Origin of the sequence: Hahella sp. HN01, from assembly GCF_018986435.1 — a bacterium.
In the GTDB taxonomy this organism is placed as follows: Bacteria; Pseudomonadota; Gammaproteobacteria; order Pseudomonadales; family Oleiphilaceae; genus Hahella.
On sequence record NZ_JAHMIN010000060.1, the window covers coordinates 1 to 18,240 of the forward strand.

Genomic DNA, 18,240 nt, shown 5'->3' on the forward strand with positions numbered 1-18,240 from the left:
CTCCAGCTCCAGCTCCAGCTCCAGCTCCAGCTCCAGCTCCAGCTCCAGCTCCAGCTCCAGCTCCAGCTCCAGCTCCAGCTCCAGCTCCAGCTCCAGCTCCAGCTCCAGCTCCAGCTCCAGCTCCAGTAGAGATTGAAGCCTATTGGGTGGAACGCAAGCGCTATTTGAATGAAATCAAGAAAATCCCGGAGCTGCGCACCCGTTATTTGAAGTCAGCGCTCATTTACTTACTACGGCGCTTTCTATGGTCATTTACGTTCTTTCCTGTATTCATCGCATTCTGGGTGCCTTTGGTGCTGTCCCGCTTCAATCCCGTAGCAATGGTTCAGGACATTCTTCCCAGCTTGCAATCATTCGTGGAGGCCAACCCACAAAGTCAGGCGGCGACTATAGAAACTTTATTTATCGCCTGGTTTTCAATCGGCTTCACCTTCGCAGTTTTTGACTTCATACTTACGCCCTTTAAAAGCCCTTACGAATATGAGGCGGATGTCCACATGCGCGCTTGGGAGGAGTTGCAAACTCGCAACAAAACTTAACAAGGACAGATATTTAGCGTGAGCCAATACCAACAGCAATGTGACACTATATGCATTTAATAGAAGCCGTGACCTATTTGGTTACAATCAGCCGGATTAGGGGCTAAGATGAATTACAAATTACACATGGGTTGGTAGGCAAGGTAGTAATAATGGTCGATCTGAGACCACTTTTATTTATCAATGCGCTTGTCCTGATGCTGCTGGTGACCGCCGGCTTCGCCCATAGGCAAGATATCAACATACCGGCGCTGGCGGATACCTTATCCCCCGCGACCGAGCGCAGGGCAGGCGATATTAAAACTACCGATTACGGCACGCCTATCGGCAGTGCGGATCTCAGCGCCCAGCTGGAAAGTTTCCGTTCTACTGAAAACGCGCCGGGGGAATCGCTGGAAGAGGCCGTCCTGTTCGTCGATCAGTTAACGCCGGAACAACAGCAGGCGCTTGAAGAATCGAACACCACACAGGATGCGGAAAACAGTGCGCTACTGGCGTCAGCGGACGCGGACCAGACGCTCTCCTTACCACAGCAAATTGTTGCGAAAGAAACCCAACAGTCGCCCTCCCCCACTATGTCGGAAACCGGCAAGCTGTTTATCCGTTCGAATGTCGCCAATGACAATGTCCTCATTAATGGAAAGCCCTACGGCGCCAGCGCCGTTGAAGTAGAGTTGCCGGCAGGCGAATACGAGATAGAGGTCAGCAAAGAAGGCTATAAAACCTTTCGTAATAAAATCGACCTCACCCGAGGCGACTCTCGCACCATCAGCGTGACGCTGGATCGCATCACGGTTGTGGAATACAAAGATGGCGTCTGGAAGCATGGCGTGGTAACTGGCGAAGGAACCTATGTCGGCAAAGACGGCTCCCGTTATCAGGGAGAGTTCGTCAACAAGCTGTTCCATGGCAAAGGCCTGCTGAAAATGGCCAACGGTGCGGAATACAACGGAGAGTGGTATGAAGGCCGCAAGCACGGACACGGCTCTTTCAAGCAGCCAAACGGCGACCTGTATGTCGGCGATTTTAGGGACGACCAGTTCAATGGCGAAGGTACGCTGACGCTGAAAAGCGGTGATATCTATACAGGTTACTGGGTTGATGGAAAGCTGAACGGCGAAGGCACGCTGACCGGCAAAAACGGTATGCTCTTTGTTGGCGGTTTTTCCGAAAGCAAATATCACGGCTCCGGTTCGTTAACCTATCCGGACGGAACTCATTACGAGGGAGGCTTCGCCAACGGGCAGTTCCAGGGCAAAGGGGAACTCATCTACGCGGACGGAAAAAAGTACACCGGACAGTTCTTTGAAGGGAAGTTTCATGGACAGGGGGAGTTACTGAACCCCAATGGCAGTAAGATCAGCGGTACATTTAAATTCGGTAAACCATATGGACTGGCGACGCTGACGACGCCGGAGGGCGAAATATTTACCGCCCGCAGCAGTAACCCCGGCGTTTGCTATCGCCTGAAAAGTTATAGAGCAACTCAATGCCCGCCTTTAGAAGGCTGGTAACAAACACCCAAAGTCAGCTATGTTAGCCCGCTGTGACGGTGACATTGGTATTTGAGGTACACCATGACAATTAAAACTGCGTTACTCGTTGACGACTCCAAAGTAGCAAGGTTTGCGCTCAGCAAGCTACTTGAAAACGTCAGCATGAACGTAAATCTGGCCGGCTCTGCGGAGGAAGCGCTCGATTATTTGAGCAAGAACTCGCCGCCCGACGTGATATTTATGGATCACTTGATGCCGGGTATGAACGGAGTGGAAGCCTCCAAGGCGATCAAATCCAATCCGGATACCGCCGCCATTCCGATCATTATGTGCACGTCGAAAAAGTCCAAGGAATTTGAGGACGCAGCCAAACGCTTCGGCATTTACAACATTCTCACCAAACCGCCGCAAACCGATGGCTTGCACAGCATTCTGGAGCAGCTTAACCGGGATATTGAGGCCGGCAGTCTCGCTTCAGCGCCTATCGACCTGACCGCCATGGATTTCGCCTTCAGCGACCATGACGTAGATGATACGGAGGAAACTGCCGCTACGAACGTCAAGGCCAAAGAAGAGCAGCCGCCTTCACCTCATGACGCCCTGCCCGTAAACGGAAAAGCCTTCAGCCTGCCAATAGAAATGATCGAGCAGGTCGCGCGTTCTACAGTGAAAACCAGTTTGAACACGCGCGTTCACGAACTATTAAGCGACCTGTTCGATGAACAGTACGCCCACCTCAAGCGCTTGTCGGAAGAACTACAAAACAGACATGATGAGCGTATAGAAACTTTTTATAGCCGCATTGAAAACCAGATTACCACCAGCTTCGCCGCACTCAAAGAAGAGGTGTCCGCTGAGCTGGCCAGAGAAATCAGCCAAGAGCTGAACGAAATCAAGGAAGAGCTTAAAAACGCCGCGCCGGCGGCCTCCGCCACAGGCGCTTCTCCCGCCATCACTCAGAAGCAATTGGATGAGCTGAAGGACCACATGACGACAGTGCAGTCCATTGACACTGAGTTCTGGCAAACCCTGCAGGCGGAAGCCATCCAACAAGCGCATGATATCTCCCGGGAAACAGCGGAAGACATCGCCCAACGCACTATTGAGCTGTACGCGGAATCACAACGCAGCGCCAGCAATAAAGCTTATATGATTGCTTTATCGATCAGTATCGGCGTATTCGCCGCAGGCGTCGCCTTTATCTCCGGCATATTCGGCTGATTACTCTCCTGCCATCTCCCGCCCCCATTGATTGTTTGGCGAGGCGGGGGAAGCCCCAGGAAAATACTCAACTTTACTGGACTTACACGCTTTTAAGCGATATAACGCAGCATTAATTTCGCACACATAGCTCATTTTATAGCCACCCCTTATGAATCGTCTGTTTGTTGATCACCTTACCGTCCTTGATTTTTCTTACCTTCACCCTCTCCGCGGCATCGTTGGAGAAAGCTGGATTATGGATATTGAGCTTTCCGGCGACCTGGACGAACAAGGCATGGTGTTCGATTTTGGCGACGTCAAAAAAATCCTTCGCCAGGCTGCGGAGGATATGATCGATCACAAGTTGGTGGTGCCTCAGGATCTGCTGGACATGAATGTCGAGCAAAAAGGCGAGCGCATTGAAGTCAGTTGCGGCTTTCCCGGCGACGCACAGTTTCACATCTCCTGCCCTACTGACGCCATCGCCGCCCTGCCCCTGACAGAAATCGATATCGAGTCAGTGGAGCCTCTATTGACCAAGCACCTGCAAAGCGTGGTGCCGGACAATGTGAAAAAGGTGAAAATCCGCCTGCGTGAAGAAAACATTCAAGGCGCTTACTACCACTACACTCATGGATTGAAAAAGCACGCCGGTAACTGCCAGCGCATTGCTCACGGCCACCGCTCCAAGCTGGAAATATTTGCAGACGGACAGCGCAGCCAGCTCACCGAGTATCAATGGGCCAAGAAATGGAAAGATATCTATATCGGTAGCTGGGAAGATGTCGCCCAAGAAGAGACTATCAATGGCGTTGAGCACATTCGCTTTAAATACGCCGCCTCACAAGGTGACTTTGAGCTACTGATGCCGAAGAAGCGCGTATATATGATTGATACTGATTCCACTGTTGAGTGGATCGCTGAACATATTGCGCAGACCCTGAAAAAGCAGCGCCCGCAAAACTGGTTTACCGTGCGAGCTTACGAAGGCGTAAAAAAAGGCGCTATCGCCGAACGTTAGCGCCTCTATATCGAAAAAGCGGAGCGGGCTAAGCCCACTCCCCTCTCAAAGCCTTAACTTTCTCTTCCAGCGCATCGGAACTGACTTTTTCCGGCTCCCAGCTTGCGTCCGCGACCAGCTCGACTTTCGACCAGAAGCGCCGTGGCAGTTTAGCCAACGCCATGCCATCTTTATGACTGAAGAATGAGCCCCACAACCCTCGTAGCGCCATTGGCGTTACAGGTACAGGGTTGCGCTGGATAATTAGTTCAATCCCCTTTCTGAACGCGTCAATATCCCCCGTCTTTGTCAGGCGCCCCTCAGGGAAGATACAAATCACCTCGTCATTCTCCAGCGCCTCGCTAATCGCCTCGAAAGCGCGGTGATAGGTATCCGGATCTCTCTTTTCAGAAGTGATGGGGATGGTGCGCGCAAGCTTGAAAAACCAATGCAGTCCCGGCATTTCGTAAATACCTTTATCCATGACAAAACGCACAGGTCTGCGCACAGCGCCGCCGATCAGCATTGCGTCAACATAACTGACATGGTTGCACACCAACACAACAGGCCCTTCCTCTGGAATATTACTCAAACCTCGATGCGTAACCCGATACATCGTGTGACCCAAAAGCCATATGCAAAAGCGCAATGCAAATTCCGGCACTTGCTTGAATATATACACGGCGACAACGGCGTTCATGATCGCCAGCACCAGGAAGTATTCGGGAATGCTCAACCCTATGAGTGTTAAGAAAACAATGGCGAAGGCTGCGCTGAACACCATAAAAATAGCGTTCATGACATTATTCAACGCAATGACCTGCGCCCGTTTCTTTTCTTCTGAGCGCTCCTGAATCAATGCATACAAGGGCACAATATAAAAGCCGCCAAACAAACCTATAAACAATAGATCAAATAACACGCCATAACCGGAGGGATCAGCCAGAAATTCTCCAAACGTTCGTAGCTCTATGACATTAACGGCAGGCGTCGCAAAGTAGAGATGGGCGCCAAACAGGGTAAGCCCCAGTGAACCGATAGGCACCAGTCCAAGCTCCACTTTGCCGTCCGACAACTTACTGCACAGCAGCGATCCCGCCGCAACGCCGATAGAAAACAACGTCAATAGCCCCGTAGCGACGGCAGGATTCCCCAATAAGTATTCTTTGGTGAAAAGATTGAATTGAGTCAGGTAGCTCGCCCCCAAAAACCAGAACCAGCTAATAGCCATCACCGAGAGAAACACCGCGCGATTGCCTTTCACGTCACGCACGGTTCCCATTGTCTCGGTAATCGGGTTCCAATTAATTCTTAGCTGCGGGTTGACCGAATCCGCCTGCGGTATCGAACGACTGGCGACATATCCAGCGATCGCACAGACAATAATGCCGCCGGCGATCAGATTTACGCCCCCCTGATGGCTAAACAAAACGCCAGCGAGGATAGTGCCGAACAATATCGCCAGAAAGGTGCCCATTTCCACCAGCGCATTTCCAGCCAGCAGCTCTTCGTGCTTCAAATGCTGCGGGAGAATGGAATATTTCACTGGGCCAAACGCTGCAGACTGCACTCCCATCATAAACAACAAAAACAACAGTAGAACTTTGGACTCAGTGATAAAAGCAAAGGCGGCCAGCGACATAAGCGCAATTTCCACCAGTTTGATAATCCGAATTAACTTTCCCTTCTCGAACTTATCTGCGAGCTGGCCCGCCAGGGGTGAAAACAGGAAAAACGGAAGGATAAACAAACCCGCCGCCACATTTACCAGCGTTGCGCTTTCTTCTTCGCTCAGCTTGTATGCAAACAGCAGTAAGATACCCTGCTTGAAAAGGTTGTCGTTAAAAGCTCCAAACGCCTGCGTCAAGAAATACGGCAGAAAACGAATGGAGCCGAGCAGATTAAACACGCCTTTATTAGCCATGAAGGAACTCCGCAAGGGCGAAACGCAATCGGATAGCAAGCCGCTATCCAGCGAATTTTTATAACACTTTGTTTTAGCGAAGATTAGCAGCAGCGCTTCTGGTACGCCATGCAACATTCGGCAGGTTGCGAATAATTGCCCATCGAGTATCGATATCCGCATCATCCTATTAATACACAGACTTGTTACAACCTTCAGAAACCAAGTCTATTCCAGTATCGCTCGCATCTCTAAGAGCAACAGGCGCTTCGGAAGCGTTCTCCAAGCCCTTACATTCTGTAATTTTTTGTTGAGAAACAATTCGTTACCGAAATAAACAGAATCCCGTCACAGGCTTAGTTTAAACTCCATCGCAAAATTAGGAGCTGGTATAAGGCGGTACCTACAGTGAAGTCCATGTCATTTGCAGGATTTGCATCAATTTTATCTGCTTGCGTACGTAATAAATCCTTACCCATATTCACAGGCATTTTCTTTCTGGCAACTTTGGTAACCGGTTGTGGAGGAGGCGGAGGTTCATCCAGCTCTACAGATAATGGCGCATACGTATTCTGGGATGCCCCAACCACTCGAGAAGATGGTTCGCCTTTGGCGCTTTCAGAAATTGATAGTTATCGTGTTTATCACAGCTTTACGCCAGCAAGCTCAGAGAAGAGTATAAAGGGCGATAAATGGAGCTCTATTCAAATGTCCGCCACTTCCGACTCATACTATTTTGACAACCTCAAGCCAGGCGAACACTACTTTGCAGTCACAGTGGTAGACACTGACGGCTTTGAAAGCGAGCCCTCAAAGATTCTTCCCAAGACAGTTCGCTAACCAGTTTTACACACCTTCCCCTTAGTCCTTGTGTAAGCGCCGCTGAAGTTTTCGGCGCTCTTCTTCCATTCGCGCTAATAGCTGCTCAAGCGGTGATTTAAATTTCACTGTTGCTGGAGCCATCGCTTCCAAATATTGCTTCTGCCGCTCTCTAAGCTCATTTAGCCTGGCAAGAACACTCTGCATGCCGAGCACAAAGCTTGAGCTTTGCGCATCATCTGAGGACGTCTGAGCACCTTCTAAACTAAGTTCAGCACGAGCCTCTTCAATTACTTCTGCAGAAAAGGGTCTCATACTGGCTGGAGCGGAGTGCGCAAGGTCAATTTCCTGCAAGGTGCGCACATCGCCATTTTCCATCAACATTATGCCCGTGGACTTAGTGCGCCCAAGCACTCGACCATAATCACCCACCAATTCAAACGAGTCCGGCGTCGAGCCCAAATATATCGCGCCGACTCCCACCTCCTTGAGGGACAATAGCCGCTTATCGCCACTCTCAGAAGCCGTCCAAACGCGCAATTGGGAAAAGACAGGATCAGATTCGTCAATCCAACGATTGCCGTCCGCATCATAACGAGAGAGGTCGCCAAGACCATCGCCACTGTAGGCGCCGAACATTTCACCGCCATTATTAATTTTTCCGTCGCCATTTACGTCCAGCACTAAATAGCCGCTGCCAACGCCTAACTCCGCAATATCTTCCTGCCGACCGTCTCCATTCAAATCAAAGCTGAAGGATGTGTTACGCAACGTCGCAGTCTCCACCCCAAAATTCAGCACCAGCGGATCAGTCATCACTCTTGCGCTGACCAAAAGGTTAGATTGGCTTTCAACGACACTCGCACGCTCACGATTAAGATATAAGGTGAACGCAATCTCCCTACCATCTTCCAGGTTGATCACACCGGAAGAAACGGTTGTGGAGCTTTGTGACTCAGAAACAAAGGAATAGCGACTGAATGCAACAACGGCCTCGCCCGCGAGCGATACGCCACCTGTCGCCCCACCTGCGATCACCTGTACCGCCTCCTCTCCCTGCAACCCAACCTGAATAATCTGCGATAAGGCCGAACTCCTATCCAGCACTTCTGTCTGACCATCGCCAGAAAGCACCCTGGAGTACACCTGAGCGCTTTCAGATTGATTGGCGTCGTAGTTGAAATAAGATTGTCGCTGACCAAGCAAATAAGAACCGGAAGTATCTACTGGCGAAGATTGCGAGGAGACAAACAAAAGACGTTCGCGCTCCAGCGTTTTTTCCTGCGAAACACTCTGATTGGTCAACTGAATGGAAGAGGATTGGATCTGCATGAAGCCTCCGCCCAACAAACTGCAGTCGCTAACAGGTTATCGGCGGTGGAGAAAAAAACTTCAGCCTCGAAAGCATAAAAAAAACCCTCATATCTTTCGATATGAGGGTTTTCGATTTGGCGTCCCCTAGGGGATTCGAACCCCTGTTACCGCCGTGAAAGGGCGGTGTCCTAGGCCTCTAGACGAAGGGGACTAGAAACTTGGTGGAGCCAGACGGGATCGAACCGTCGACCTCAACGCTGCCAGCGTTGCGCTCTCCCAGCTGAGCTATGGCCCCATGTCACAACGGAGGCGTATGTTAGAGATATCCCCCCATTGAGTCAAGCGTTACCTTTGAAAAAATTCTAATTTTTTTCAGCAGCGTCGATAGCGGCTGAAATTTGAGCGAACTCTTTCTCCGCCGCCTTCAGCCCCTTCTTGGACAGCCCGCCCAATACTTCCAGCGCAAACCGCAGTCTGGCGCGGGTCATATCCGGCCCCAGGGTTTCCATAGAGTCCACGACTGACCAAGAATTTGGCGTACCCGCGATGGACACGAAAATCGGCATCATGAAGTCGCCCATTTTCACACTCATCGCTTTACTGAGCGCTTTCAGGTCAGCAAAGATATTCTCTTTGATCCAATGACGCTGCGCTTCCAGCCGCCACAGCGAATATTGCAGCACCTTCTTGAGCTGCTCAGCCTCCAGCTTGGAGGCAGCGAAATCTTCCTCTTTAATCGGCAAATAGCCGCTGAACATGAAGGCCGCCAACGGAGCCACATCGGAAAATGTTTCCGCTCTGCTTTGCACATGAGGAATCATCTTGGCGGCGTAGTCATTGTTGTAAGACCAGTGCACTAGGCGTTCCAGGAACTGAGTTTCACTCAGATTCTCTCTCATCCAGAGCCCATTCAGCCAACGCAATTTCACTATGTCAAAAACCGGTCCGCCAAGGGAAACACGCTTAATGTCGAAATTCTCGATCATTTGGTTCAGCGTGAACTTTTCACTCTCGTCAGGCATGGACCAGCCCATCCGGCCCAGATAATTCAGCAGCGCTTCCGGCATCACGCCCAAACGCTCATAGAAATTGATGCTGGTTGGGTTCTTGCGCTTGCTCAGCTTGGTTTTATCCGGGTTGCGCAGTAACGGCATATGGCACAGCGTCGGCATTTCCCAGCCAAAGTATTTATACAGCAGCATATGCTTAGGCGCCGAGTTGATCCACTCTTCACCGCGAATGACGTGGGTGATCTCCATCAAATGGTCATCCACCACATTGGCCAGGTGATACGTCGGCATGCCGTCGGATTTCAATAGAATCTGGCAGTCGACCTGCCCCCAATCGATTTCAATATCGCCACGCAGCATGTCTTTCACAACGCACACGCCTTCATCCGGTACTTTCATCCGGATAACGTGCGGCTCGCCAGCAGCCAGACGACGCTTCACTTCATCTGCGGGCAATTCAAGATCGCCTTTTATGCCCGGTGGCAAACCTTGCGCTTTCCGCTCTTCGCGAATGACATCCAACTCTTCCGGCGTGCGGAAGCAGTAGTATGCATGCCCTTTAGCGACTAGTTCTTCAGCATAAGCGCGATAACTGTCTTTTCTCTCGCTTTGACGATAAGGCGCATGAGGACCGCCGACATCCGGACCCTCATCCCATTCCAGCCCCAACCATCTCAAAGCGCTCAGAATGTCTTGTTCCGATTCTGTCGTACTGCGAGTCTGATCAGTATCTTCAATACGCAGAATGAATTTACCGCCGTGCTGACGAGCGAAGCACAAATTGAAAAGCGCAATATAAGCGGTACCTACGTGAGGATCGCCGGTGGGAGATGGTGCAATACGGGTTCTTACCGTCATGGTAGCAGTTACCTGTTTTATATCTCAGTGAATCGGGCCCGATTTCAGGCCACAGCAAAGTGAACTGGCATTATAAACATGGCGACAGCGACTGCACACACCCTGAGGAAGTTTAGTCGGGGAAGAAACTAAACTCTTACACCGCCACGCTCGCCAGTAGGCAGGTCGAAAATTTTAATGCGGTAATCCACCCTCACGTCATCAACAGGAACCGCCTCTGAGAGGTAGTGTCCTTGCGCCTGATCAGCGCCGACGGTAAGCGCCTGCTCCACTTGAGCCCGACTCTCAACGCCCTGCACCACCACCTTCAGCTCAAGACTACGCGCCAGATCGCAGATCGCCTTCAGGACAACCGGGCTTTCTTTATCGACATATAATTCCTGCATGAAGTTTGGCGAGACTTTCAGCGTATCAATAGGCGCACGACGCAACGCCGACAAAGAGGAATCCCCAGAGCCAAAATCATCCAGCGCCACAGACACTCCGCGCTCACGCAATCGATTCAAGAGAATCAAGGCGTCCTTGTTTTCCGCTTTTAGCAAGTCCTCGGTAATCTCCAGTTCGAGCGTCTCTCCTGGCAGACCGTAACGCTCCAGGCAATTACTGATTTCGCTAAGTACTTCGTTCATCCTTAAGTGATGCGGAGAAAGATTAAATGATACGGTCACGTCATTACCGACGCTTTGCTGCAAACTCTTTATCGCGCTGCAAACGGCCTCAAGTAACTGTTTGCCCAGCTCAATAAGATGACCGGACTCTTCCGCCACAGAAATAAACTGTTCAGGGAGCAATATACCCAGCCGCGGATGATTCCATCGAGCCATCGCCTCAAACTCCGTGGCGACGCCGGTCCTTAAATTAACGCGAGGTTGAAGGTGCACCGTAAATTCTTTTACGATCAGGCCATCCTGAATATCTCGCTCCAACTGCAACCGTTTCTCTGCAGAAGTGTTGAGGGCATGCGTAAAGAATCGGAAGCATGCCCCACCCGCTTGCTTGGCTTCGTACATGGCCAAGTCCGCACTTTTCAATAGCAGCTCTGGTGTCTGCCCGTCCACCGGATACAAGGCGATGCCAATACTGACGGACATGGAAACGCTGTGCTCATCCAAGGTAAACGGGTGATCAAATGCAGCAAGAATTCGTGAGGCGACCAATGAAACCTGATGCGCTTTACGGATATCTCTCAGCAGCACGGTGAACTCATCCCCACCAGTGCGCACCAGAACCCGGTCCATATCGCCAAATTCCGTCATCACCTGTCGCGCCACTTCATCGGAAAGCCGCAGGCTGGCGCTGATTCGGTCAGCCACCTGCCGGAACAACTCATCGCCCACTTTGGAGCCATAGGTCTCATTGACGCGCTTGAAGTGGTCGATATCGATAAACAGCACCGCCAACGCCTGATCCTGCCTGCGAGTGTAGCTGACCGCTTTCTCTAAAATGCCGGAAAAGGCGGTGCGATTAGGTAAGCCCGTTAGCGGATCTAAATTCGACAGCCCCTTCACGCGCTCAATTTGCCCACGCTGGGTTGAGGCCATTTCCTCAAACTCCGCGCTGAGACGACTTAGCTCATCATTACCGTCAAACACCCAAGCGATTTCAGCGCCACTGCGAAACGCCGCGATTTGACGCTGGAGGCGATTAATCGGCTCCAGCAGCAGTTTGTTTAGCTTCGAATAAATCAACAAAAACGCCACGATAACCACAATCACCACAAACCAGCCCAAGGCAATCAGGATTGGCGTCACCATTCGGTCGACCACCTCCTCGGTGACGATACCGGTAATAAAAAGCTGCTCATTAACGCGATAGAAGCCCCCAAGGTAATCCTGATCCCCCAGAGTAAATCCTCTCAATCGTCCTATGCCTGAGGTAATAATCTGTTTTACCAGAGGGCCCCATAGCTTCAGCTCCTTATCGTTAAGAAAGTAAGAGGCTCCCTGGGGATCGCTTACCACAACGTAGCCTTCCGGGTTATTCAGCTTTTTGCGCAACATCTGCATCACATCCTCGATCCGCATCACTACCAGAAGATAGCCTTTGGTCAGATCCGTCGTGCCGAGATACTCCACCGCCTCGTTGCGATGATCTATTCGTTGCGCCTGCACATATTCGATGTACCCGCCCTCTTCCACGAAAAACAATTGCTCCGCGTAGCTCGGGCGCTGGGCCGCTACTCGCTCAATAAAATCGTGGTATTTAGGCGGAGCTTTGGGGTCTTCCGCATCCCTTGAGTCAATACCGCCATCCGGTAATAACAGGGCAATATCGACATATGAAGGAAAGGCTTTACGGTAGTCAGCGAACAACCCCAGCAATGCGGGCTGCATGACTTTGTAGCGCACCGTATCAGGGAGATTCAGGTAGCGGCGAATAATGTCATTGGAGACGAACAACTCCAGATTGGCGCGTGCGGAGCTAAAATCCTTGTTGAGCTCATCACGCCCACTGCGCAAAGAGAGATCAAGCTGATGCTCCAGTATGCGCATGGTGTTCTCGCGAATATAAAGGTACGAAAGACTGCCGAACATAAGCAGCGGCAATACGATGAAAGGCAGGACAAATAGAAAGATGCGCGCTCTTAACTGCAGTTTTAGCATGGCGGCGTATCCATTCTAGCGCTTAATAGAACGAAACATCTGGTTGCGCAACTTTAACACCTCCGGCGAAATGACTTTGTAAGTATCCGCCTTATCCATCACGTTTTTAGGCGGGTAAATATCAGGGTTTTCCAGATGCTCCTTTGACAACTTGGAGGCCGTCGCTTTATTCGCCGACGCATAGTGCAGAAACTCAGACAGCTTGGCGGCGTTTTCCGGGCGCAGCAAAAAGTCGATAAACTGATGCGCCTCCTCTTTATGTTGGCTTTTTTTGACAACGCCAATGTAGTCCACCCACAAATTAGTGCCCTCAGCCGGCGCCACGAACGCCACTCTTGGGTCCAATTCGTGCAGACCTACCGCATCTCCGTTGTACATCATGGCCATTACAATATGGCCTTTGATCAGTTCAGAGTTCTCATCAATAAGCGGATAGGCGTAACCCGCCACATAAGGCTTCTGCTGTTCCAGCAGCACGCCAGCCGCTTCAACCTGAGCGAGGTCCGTCGCATTCATGGAATATCCCAACGCCACTAACGCCATTCCAAATGCGTCGGCGGAATCGTCGATCACCATGATTTTTTGTCGCAGACTATGATGGGGTTTAAAAAAGTCCCGCCAACTGGAGGGCGGCTGCGGAAGCTTGTCACTTCGGTAGGCGATGCCGATGGTTCCCCACAACAGGGGCACACCAAAGCCCTCCACCTCTCCAAACTTTCTCATCCAATGCTCATCCACATTGGATAGATGGGGCAATAGCTCCGGCTGTAACGCATCAATCCATTCTGGAATCACATATTCCCGCATAGACGCGCCGGCGCTGATAATCAAATCAAGCCCAACGCCCTGGGTTTCCGCCAGCAACGCTTGCTTGCTTTCATCAGAGGAGTAATAAAGTTCCCGCACCTGAACCCCCGTTTCCTTTTGAAAGGCGTCCAGTAACTCAGGAGGCATGTAATTCGCCCAGTTATACAAAACCAGCTCGACACTATCCGCTCCCCTTACCGCGGAAGGATAGAGAAGGCTAACCCCCCATATGGTCAACCATAGAATCAGGCGATGCTCCATGTCGGCGGTGTCTATCAGTTGTCCGATATCCGTGTTTTTGCACTACGCCGGGGATATGACGGTATTTGCCGGAAGCCCTGGCCACTCTCTTTGAGATTAGCAGAAGCCCCGGATATAGAAAGAAAAAAGCCGGGTGACTCTCATCACCCGGCTTCTTTAAAAGATTCTTCCATTAGGCCTTGAATTCAGCGACCCATTCGCCGTTAACGTCAGGCCAGCATTGAACCAGCAGCACTGTGTTGGCTGCTATGAACGCGTCCAGTGCGCCATAAGATGCAAAACGTCTAATCACAGCTGGTACCTATTTCATTAATACAACTTTACTTCTTTTGCCACCCGGTTAAAGAGCCCGGCATGGCTCGACTTCCTGACGACGATCAGCCAATCACCGACAAGTAAAGATGAAGTTTAGTCATATCTATAGGAATAAAAATCCGAGAATCTCCGTATCCTAAAGGGTATACAGGGATTCGCGGGTATTCGAGACAGAGAGCCTGGCGACATCGCCCGCTATAAGCGGAACCTCACCATATCGTCTTCGACCGTAATTTCTCGCACAGCGCCAACAATTTTACTTGCAATACCAACGGGCTCTTTCAACTTATAGACAGGATAAGCCCCATAATATGCATTCAGCCAATCGCTAATACTGCTCCACAAAGGCTTGCGAACGCCCTCAGGCACGAAACGATTAATAAAGCGAGACTCGACATTCAGCACTTTAATGTTATCCAGATACAGAGCGCCTGAATCCGCCTCCCATCGTATCGCCGCACTTCCAGTAATTCGGAGCGGCTCCTCAATACCAACGCCCAAAATTCGGGTGGACAACATCGGCTCAGCATCCAACATGACATATCCGCCTTTATCGCCCAACAAAGCAATATTCAGTCGCTGCAGGTCCAGTTGCGCCTGTACGGACAGGCTTTGGCGCATAAGGTCCGGCAGGATGCCACCCAGTCCACCCAAGTCTTCCGGCGCACGGACCTGCACATTGATAATGCCTTGGATAGGGAGCTGCTTGTTAATACTGCCCTGAATTTCCGCTTCTTTTACCGTAAATGAATCGCAGCCGGATAAAACGAAGCTCAGAGCAGACGAAAGCTGTGCAGCAAAACGCATAAAAGATCACCAAGAATTCGAGATAACGTTGGAAACGGAGTCAAGCGCTTAATATAACGCCTAGGTGCGGGTGGAAAAATGCTTAAGGATTGACTGAATTGTAGGAGCCGCTGCGCTTTAAATTGCGTAAATCCGCAGGATTGATCGCAGCGAATCGATTTCGTCCAGATTCCTTGGCTTTATATAAGGCTTCGTCCGCCAATCGAATCCACTCTTCTTTTGTCTCGTCTTCGCCAGGAGAACCAGCCGCGACGCCACAGCTTACGGACACATACTGGGCGACTTGCGAAAAATGGTGAGGGAGTTTCATTTCATAGACGCGCTTAACCAAGCGCTCAGCCACCTGCTCTCCAATATGCAGGTCAGCGCCGGGCAACACGATTAAAAACTCTTCTCCTCCATATCGGGCGACTAGATCAAGCCGCTTGTTAGCGCCTCGACGCAACGCCGAGGCGACCTCCTTGAGCACTTCATCGCCCATGTCATGACCATAGTGATCATTAAAGTCCTTAAAGTAGTCAACATCGCAGATAATAACTGCGATATCCGACTTCTGCTCCAAAGCCAGTTTCCAGCGCTCGTCCAGATATCCAATGACCGCTCGACGGTTCGCCAGCCCCGTCAACTCATCACGAAACGACATCTCACGCAGCTTTTCGCTTTGCTCCTGCAACTGACATAACAACTGATAAAACGCCCTGCCAAGCTTTCCTATTTCGTCTCTAGGCAGCTTGGGCAGATCCAGCTTTTCCAATTGCGGCTGACTTTGAACACGCCTGACATAGGCCTCCAGTCGCGCCAATGGGCGCAGCACCAGCATCAATACAAGGAAGGCGAAGATACCCAATACTGCCGTTAATAAATAGGAGGCGTAGCTCATCGCCCGGTCAAACGTCGCTGCGGTCAGATTAAAAAAATCACGGTCGGCGTTGATGCGCACCAAAATGCTAAGATCGCTCTCAATATCGGGAATCAGCGTGTAGCCCTCCAACTTGGAGTTGCTGACTTCCCGGGTATAAATAGGTTCATCCACCGTCAATCTGTCGGCGATATCGCGCAAGTCATCATTGAGCTTGGGGTCATGCATCCAAAAGACTGCGAATGGAACCCCCACCAACTGCTGCAGATTCTGTAACAACCGCCCGCGCACCAAGCGGCCAAACAACAACACGCCATTCGCCGGTCCAGTCAGGTTGGAGCGAAACACTGGCCGCACACTGACAAACATCAGCCCTGATTCAGTCCCCATAATCCCGGAATATCCCGAATACGGGTCCTTAAAATCGCCGAGCGCCACCCCCAGGATAAAACCAGGATCAGGCGGGCCGTCCAAGGGCAACTCTTTCACATACAGCGTCTCCCCGGTTTCCTGATCCCACGTCTTTCCCCAAACCACCTCGCCATTGGGCTTATAAAGCATCATCGCGTCGATCTTGAGATTAACGAATGTAGCGTCGCCGAGATTGGACTCTATGTATTCAGGGTAAGGTGATTCAACAAAGCGGTAGGTGTCGTCCCAGGCAGCCCAGTCCAAGGTATATTGATGCAGATTGGTTAATTCATGGAATAAAGCGCCGGTCACCCGGTCTATATCAAGACGGGCGCGCTGAGATTCCAAGTCCCTGGCCATTGGAGCAAAAAATACCTGCAACCCCGCCATAAAGATCATGATCAAAATCACGGCGAAGCAGACACAAATTGCTCCGAATTTGAACCAAAGCGATCTCAAATTCATGGCGGATTGTTCTGGTGAGTCTAAATTCACCATAGCATAGAAAATGCAAACCCGCCGGGCTAAAGTATGTCGGCATAAATAGTTAAGACTGATTAAAGCTGAGCTGAGAAAAAGGGAGGAGATACAATGGCTAATATTGCTGTGGTTTTGTCAGGCTGTGGGTACCTCGATGGCGCGGAAATTTACGAGTCCGTCATCACTCTTTTGGCGCTGGACAGCAACGACGCGAAATATCAGTGCTTCGCACCAGACATTAATCTGGTGCAAGTGGTGAATCACATCAGCGGAGAGCCTGTCCCTGAAGCGTCACGCAATGTATTACTGGAATCCGCCCGCCTGGCGCGCGGCGACATCAAAGAACTCTCGGAGCTAAATCCCGATGAGTTTGATGCACTGATCTTTCCTGGCGGATTCGGCGCCGCGAAAAACCTATCCACCTTCGCTGTCGATGGCGTCGACATGAAAATCCTCCCCCAAGTGGAGCGAGTCGCCAAAGCCTTCGCCGAAGCTGGCAAACCAGCCGGTTATGTCTGCATCGCGCCAACCATGATTCCCCATATCTATGGAGCCGGCGTCAAATGCACCATTGGCGACAATAGAGACGTCGCCGGAGCCATTGAAAGTATGGGCGGGCATCACGTGAACTGCGCTGTGGACGATGTAGTCGTGGATGAAGAACGTAAAGTCGTCTCCACGCCAGCCTATATGCTGGCTGGCCGGATTTCAGAAGCCGCCACAGGTATTGAAAAGCTTGTTCGACAGATTCTAACCTGGGCCGACTAACCCCCTGCTCTGCTCCCGCCGGCTTCAAACCGGCGGGTTTCCCCAGCCTTAAATCTCCTGCTCGACTGTCTGCAAATTAGGATGATTATTCTAATTTTTGCTTCTAGTATTTGATTCAAATTTAGCCATATAACCCGATTTCAAGGCGCTAAAATGTCGGCAAAAAACTCAAAAAGCCAAATGGACCGGCTAACTACTTTAAGGGACCAGCTACAACGCCAACTGCAATCCGGCCTGAGTACGGTTGAGCAGGAAGGAAAAAAGGTTCTGAATCAACTGGGCGCAGATCTGGATAACGAAGATAAGAGTTTAAAGGCCGTTGTCGCCCGAATCAGAGCCAAAAACAACACCCTCAAAGACTTCGCCCGCAACATCGACGCAGCCACCTATGACGTGCGCGGCAGAATACGCTGGAACGCAAACATGATGTCCGCCTACGCCAGAATGCAGGCCGAGAAAGCGGTGGACAAAGAAGTCAAACCAAGACTCGAAACTTATAAGCACAACCTCGAAAGCAGAATCAAATATCTTCTGAACAAGGTCACCCTGTTCAAGGAAAAGATTTCACACTGAGTAAACCTCACTAGTTTAGAGCTAGAGTAGACTCAGCCCCTTCCCCAGGGGCTTTTTTTCAAAAGTTGACCCGTCCTGAATAGAGTTGACACATTCCAGCCCTAACTTTGGGAGAATGTGATGAATCAGCGAGTTAAGCGAACACAACGGGACTACACTCTGACTTTTAAACAGGCGGTGGTGGATCAGGTCGAAGGCGGAGAGCTGACTTATA

At 50.9% G+C, this 18,240-nt stretch carries 14 protein-coding genes and 2 tRNA genes; 7 read left to right on the plus strand and 9 right to left on the minus strand.

Features of this window, described 5'->3' with window-relative positions; all coding sequences use genetic code 11:
* The first annotated feature begins 146 nt into the window (after nucleotides 1-146).
* The 4 genes from KP814_RS30470 to KP814_RS30485 all read left to right on the plus strand — a co-directional run bounded on the left by KP814_RS30470 (nucleotide 147) and on the right by KP814_RS30485 (nucleotide 4,259).
* The gene (locus tag KP814_RS30470) at nucleotides 147-539 is read left to right on the plus strand and encodes a hypothetical protein (RefSeq protein WP_253938753.1); all 393 of its coding nucleotides are present in this window, start codon (nucleotides 147-149) and stop codon (nucleotides 537-539) included.
* Nucleotides 540-691: 152 nt separating this feature from the next.
* Nucleotides 692-2,053, plus strand: a complete 1,362-nt coding sequence (locus tag KP814_RS30475) for a PEGA domain-containing protein (protein WP_216740323.1) — start codon at nucleotides 692-694, stop codon at nucleotides 2,051-2,053.
* A 63-nt stretch (nucleotides 2,054-2,116) separates the two neighbouring features.
* The gene (locus KP814_RS30480) at nucleotides 2,117-3,256 is read left to right on the plus strand and encodes a response regulator (protein ID WP_216740324.1); all 1,140 of its coding nucleotides are present in this window, start codon (nucleotides 2,117-2,119) and stop codon (nucleotides 3,254-3,256) included.
* Nucleotides 3,257-3,407: 151 nt separating this feature from the next.
* A complete protein-coding gene (locus KP814_RS30485) occupies nucleotides 3,408-4,259 on the plus strand; it encodes a 6-carboxytetrahydropterin synthase (RefSeq protein WP_256446238.1) in 852 nt (283 codons plus the stop codon).
* Nucleotides 4,260-4,287: 28 nt separating this feature from the next.
* Here the strand turns inward: KP814_RS30485 and KP814_RS30490 are convergent, their stop codons facing one another.
* On the minus strand, nucleotides 4,288-6,162 hold the full coding sequence (locus KP814_RS30490; protein WP_216740326.1) for an MFS transporter: 1,875 nt from the start codon (nucleotides 6,160-6,162) through the stop codon (nucleotides 4,288-4,290).
* Between the two features lie 396 nt (nucleotides 6,163-6,558).
* Between KP814_RS30490 and KP814_RS30495 the strand changes: the two genes are divergently transcribed.
* Nucleotides 6,559-6,981: a fibronectin type III domain-containing protein gene (locus KP814_RS30495; protein WP_216740327.1), complete on the plus strand. Its 423-nt coding sequence runs from the start codon at nucleotides 6,559-6,561 to the stop codon at nucleotides 6,979-6,981.
* Nucleotides 6,982-7,002: 21 nt separating this feature from the next.
* On the opposite strand, the gene KP814_RS30500 is transcribed toward KP814_RS30495, so the two are convergent.
* The 8 genes from KP814_RS30500 to KP814_RS30535 form a co-directional block, all read right to left on the minus strand.
* Nucleotides 7,003-8,292, minus strand: a complete 1,290-nt coding sequence (locus KP814_RS30500) for a hypothetical protein (protein WP_216740328.1) — start codon at nucleotides 8,290-8,292, stop codon at nucleotides 7,003-7,005.
* 117 nt (nucleotides 8,293-8,409) lie between these two features.
* Nucleotides 8,410-8,485: transfer RNA gene (locus KP814_RS30505), tRNA-Glu, on the minus strand.
* A gap of 8 nt (nucleotides 8,486-8,493) precedes the next feature.
* Nucleotides 8,494-8,569, minus strand: a tRNA-Ala gene (locus KP814_RS30510).
* A 67-nt stretch (nucleotides 8,570-8,636) separates the two neighbouring features.
* Nucleotides 8,637-10,142, minus strand: a complete 1,506-nt coding sequence (gene gltX, locus KP814_RS30515; RefSeq protein ID WP_216740329.1) for a glutamate--tRNA ligase — start codon at nucleotides 10,140-10,142, stop codon at nucleotides 8,637-8,639.
* A gap of 128 nt (nucleotides 10,143-10,270) precedes the next feature.
* Nucleotides 10,271-12,745, minus strand: a complete 2,475-nt coding sequence (locus tag KP814_RS30520) for an EAL domain-containing protein (RefSeq protein ID WP_216740330.1) — start codon at nucleotides 12,743-12,745, stop codon at nucleotides 10,271-10,273.
* A 15-nt stretch (nucleotides 12,746-12,760) separates the two neighbouring features.
* Nucleotides 12,761-13,699 (minus strand): spermidine/putrescine ABC transporter substrate-binding protein, encoded by a 939-nt coding sequence (locus tag KP814_RS30525; protein ID WP_253938754.1) that lies wholly within the window; start codon nucleotides 13,697-13,699, stop codon nucleotides 12,761-12,763.
* Nucleotides 13,700-14,323: 624 nt separating this feature from the next.
* Nucleotides 14,324-14,935, minus strand: a complete 612-nt coding sequence (locus KP814_RS30530; protein ID WP_216740332.1) for a DUF1439 domain-containing protein — start codon at nucleotides 14,933-14,935, stop codon at nucleotides 14,324-14,326.
* 82 nt (nucleotides 14,936-15,017) lie between these two features.
* On the minus strand, nucleotides 15,018-16,670 hold the full coding sequence (locus KP814_RS30535; protein ID WP_216740333.1) for a diguanylate cyclase: 1,653 nt from the start codon (nucleotides 16,668-16,670) through the stop codon (nucleotides 15,018-15,020).
* 126 nt (nucleotides 16,671-16,796) lie between these two features.
* Between KP814_RS30535 and elbB the strand changes: the two genes are divergently transcribed.
* Entirely contained in the window at nucleotides 16,797-17,453 is a 657-nt protein-coding gene (elbB, locus tag KP814_RS30540; protein ID WP_216740334.1) for an isoprenoid biosynthesis glyoxalase ElbB, read from the plus strand.
* A gap of 153 nt (nucleotides 17,454-17,606) precedes the next feature.
* Nucleotides 17,607-18,026, plus strand: a complete 420-nt coding sequence (locus KP814_RS30545; protein ID WP_216740335.1) for a hypothetical protein — start codon at nucleotides 17,607-17,609, stop codon at nucleotides 18,024-18,026.
* Nucleotides 18,027-18,240: the final 214 nt, after the last annotated feature.

Coding starts and splice junctions, on each gene's coding strand:
- KP814_RS30500 (WP_216740328.1), bottom strand. CDS start 8,292: ATGCAGATCCAATCCTCTTCCATTCAGTTGACCAATCAGAGTGTTTCG.
- gltX (WP_216740329.1), bottom strand. CDS start 10,142: ATGACGGTAAGAACCCGTATTGCACCATCTCCCACCGGCGATCCTCAC.
- elbB (WP_216740334.1), top strand. CDS start 16,797: ATGGCTAATATTGCTGTGGTTTTGTCAGGCTGTGGGTACCTCGATGGC.
- KP814_RS30480 (WP_216740324.1), top strand. CDS start 2,117: ATGACAATTAAAACTGCGTTACTCGTTGACGACTCCAAAGTAGCAAGG.
- KP814_RS30520 (WP_216740330.1), bottom strand. CDS start 12,745: ATGCTAAAACTGCAGTTAAGAGCGCGCATCTTTCTATTTGTCCTGCCT.
- KP814_RS30490 (WP_216740326.1), bottom strand. CDS start 6,162: ATGGCTAATAAAGGCGTGTTTAATCTGCTCGGCTCCATTCGTTTTCTG.
- KP814_RS30545 (WP_216740335.1), top strand. CDS start 17,607: ATGTCGGCAAAAAACTCAAAAAGCCAAATGGACCGGCTAACTACTTTA.
- KP814_RS30535 (WP_216740333.1), bottom strand. CDS start 16,670: ATGAATTTGAGATCGCTTTGGTTCAAATTCGGAGCAATTTGTGTCTGC.
- KP814_RS30530 (WP_216740332.1), bottom strand. CDS start 14,935: ATGCGTTTTGCTGCACAGCTTTCGTCTGCTCTGAGCTTCGTTTTATCC.
- KP814_RS30525 (WP_253938754.1), bottom strand. CDS start 13,699: ATGCCTCCTGAGTTACTGGACGCCTTTCAAAAGGAAACGGGGGTTCAG.
- KP814_RS30485 (WP_256446238.1), top strand. CDS start 3,408: ATGAATCGTCTGTTTGTTGATCACCTTACCGTCCTTGATTTTTCTTAC.
- KP814_RS30475 (WP_216740323.1), top strand. CDS start 692: ATGGTCGATCTGAGACCACTTTTATTTATCAATGCGCTTGTCCTGATG.
- KP814_RS30495 (WP_216740327.1), top strand. CDS start 6,559: ATGTCATTTGCAGGATTTGCATCAATTTTATCTGCTTGCGTACGTAAT.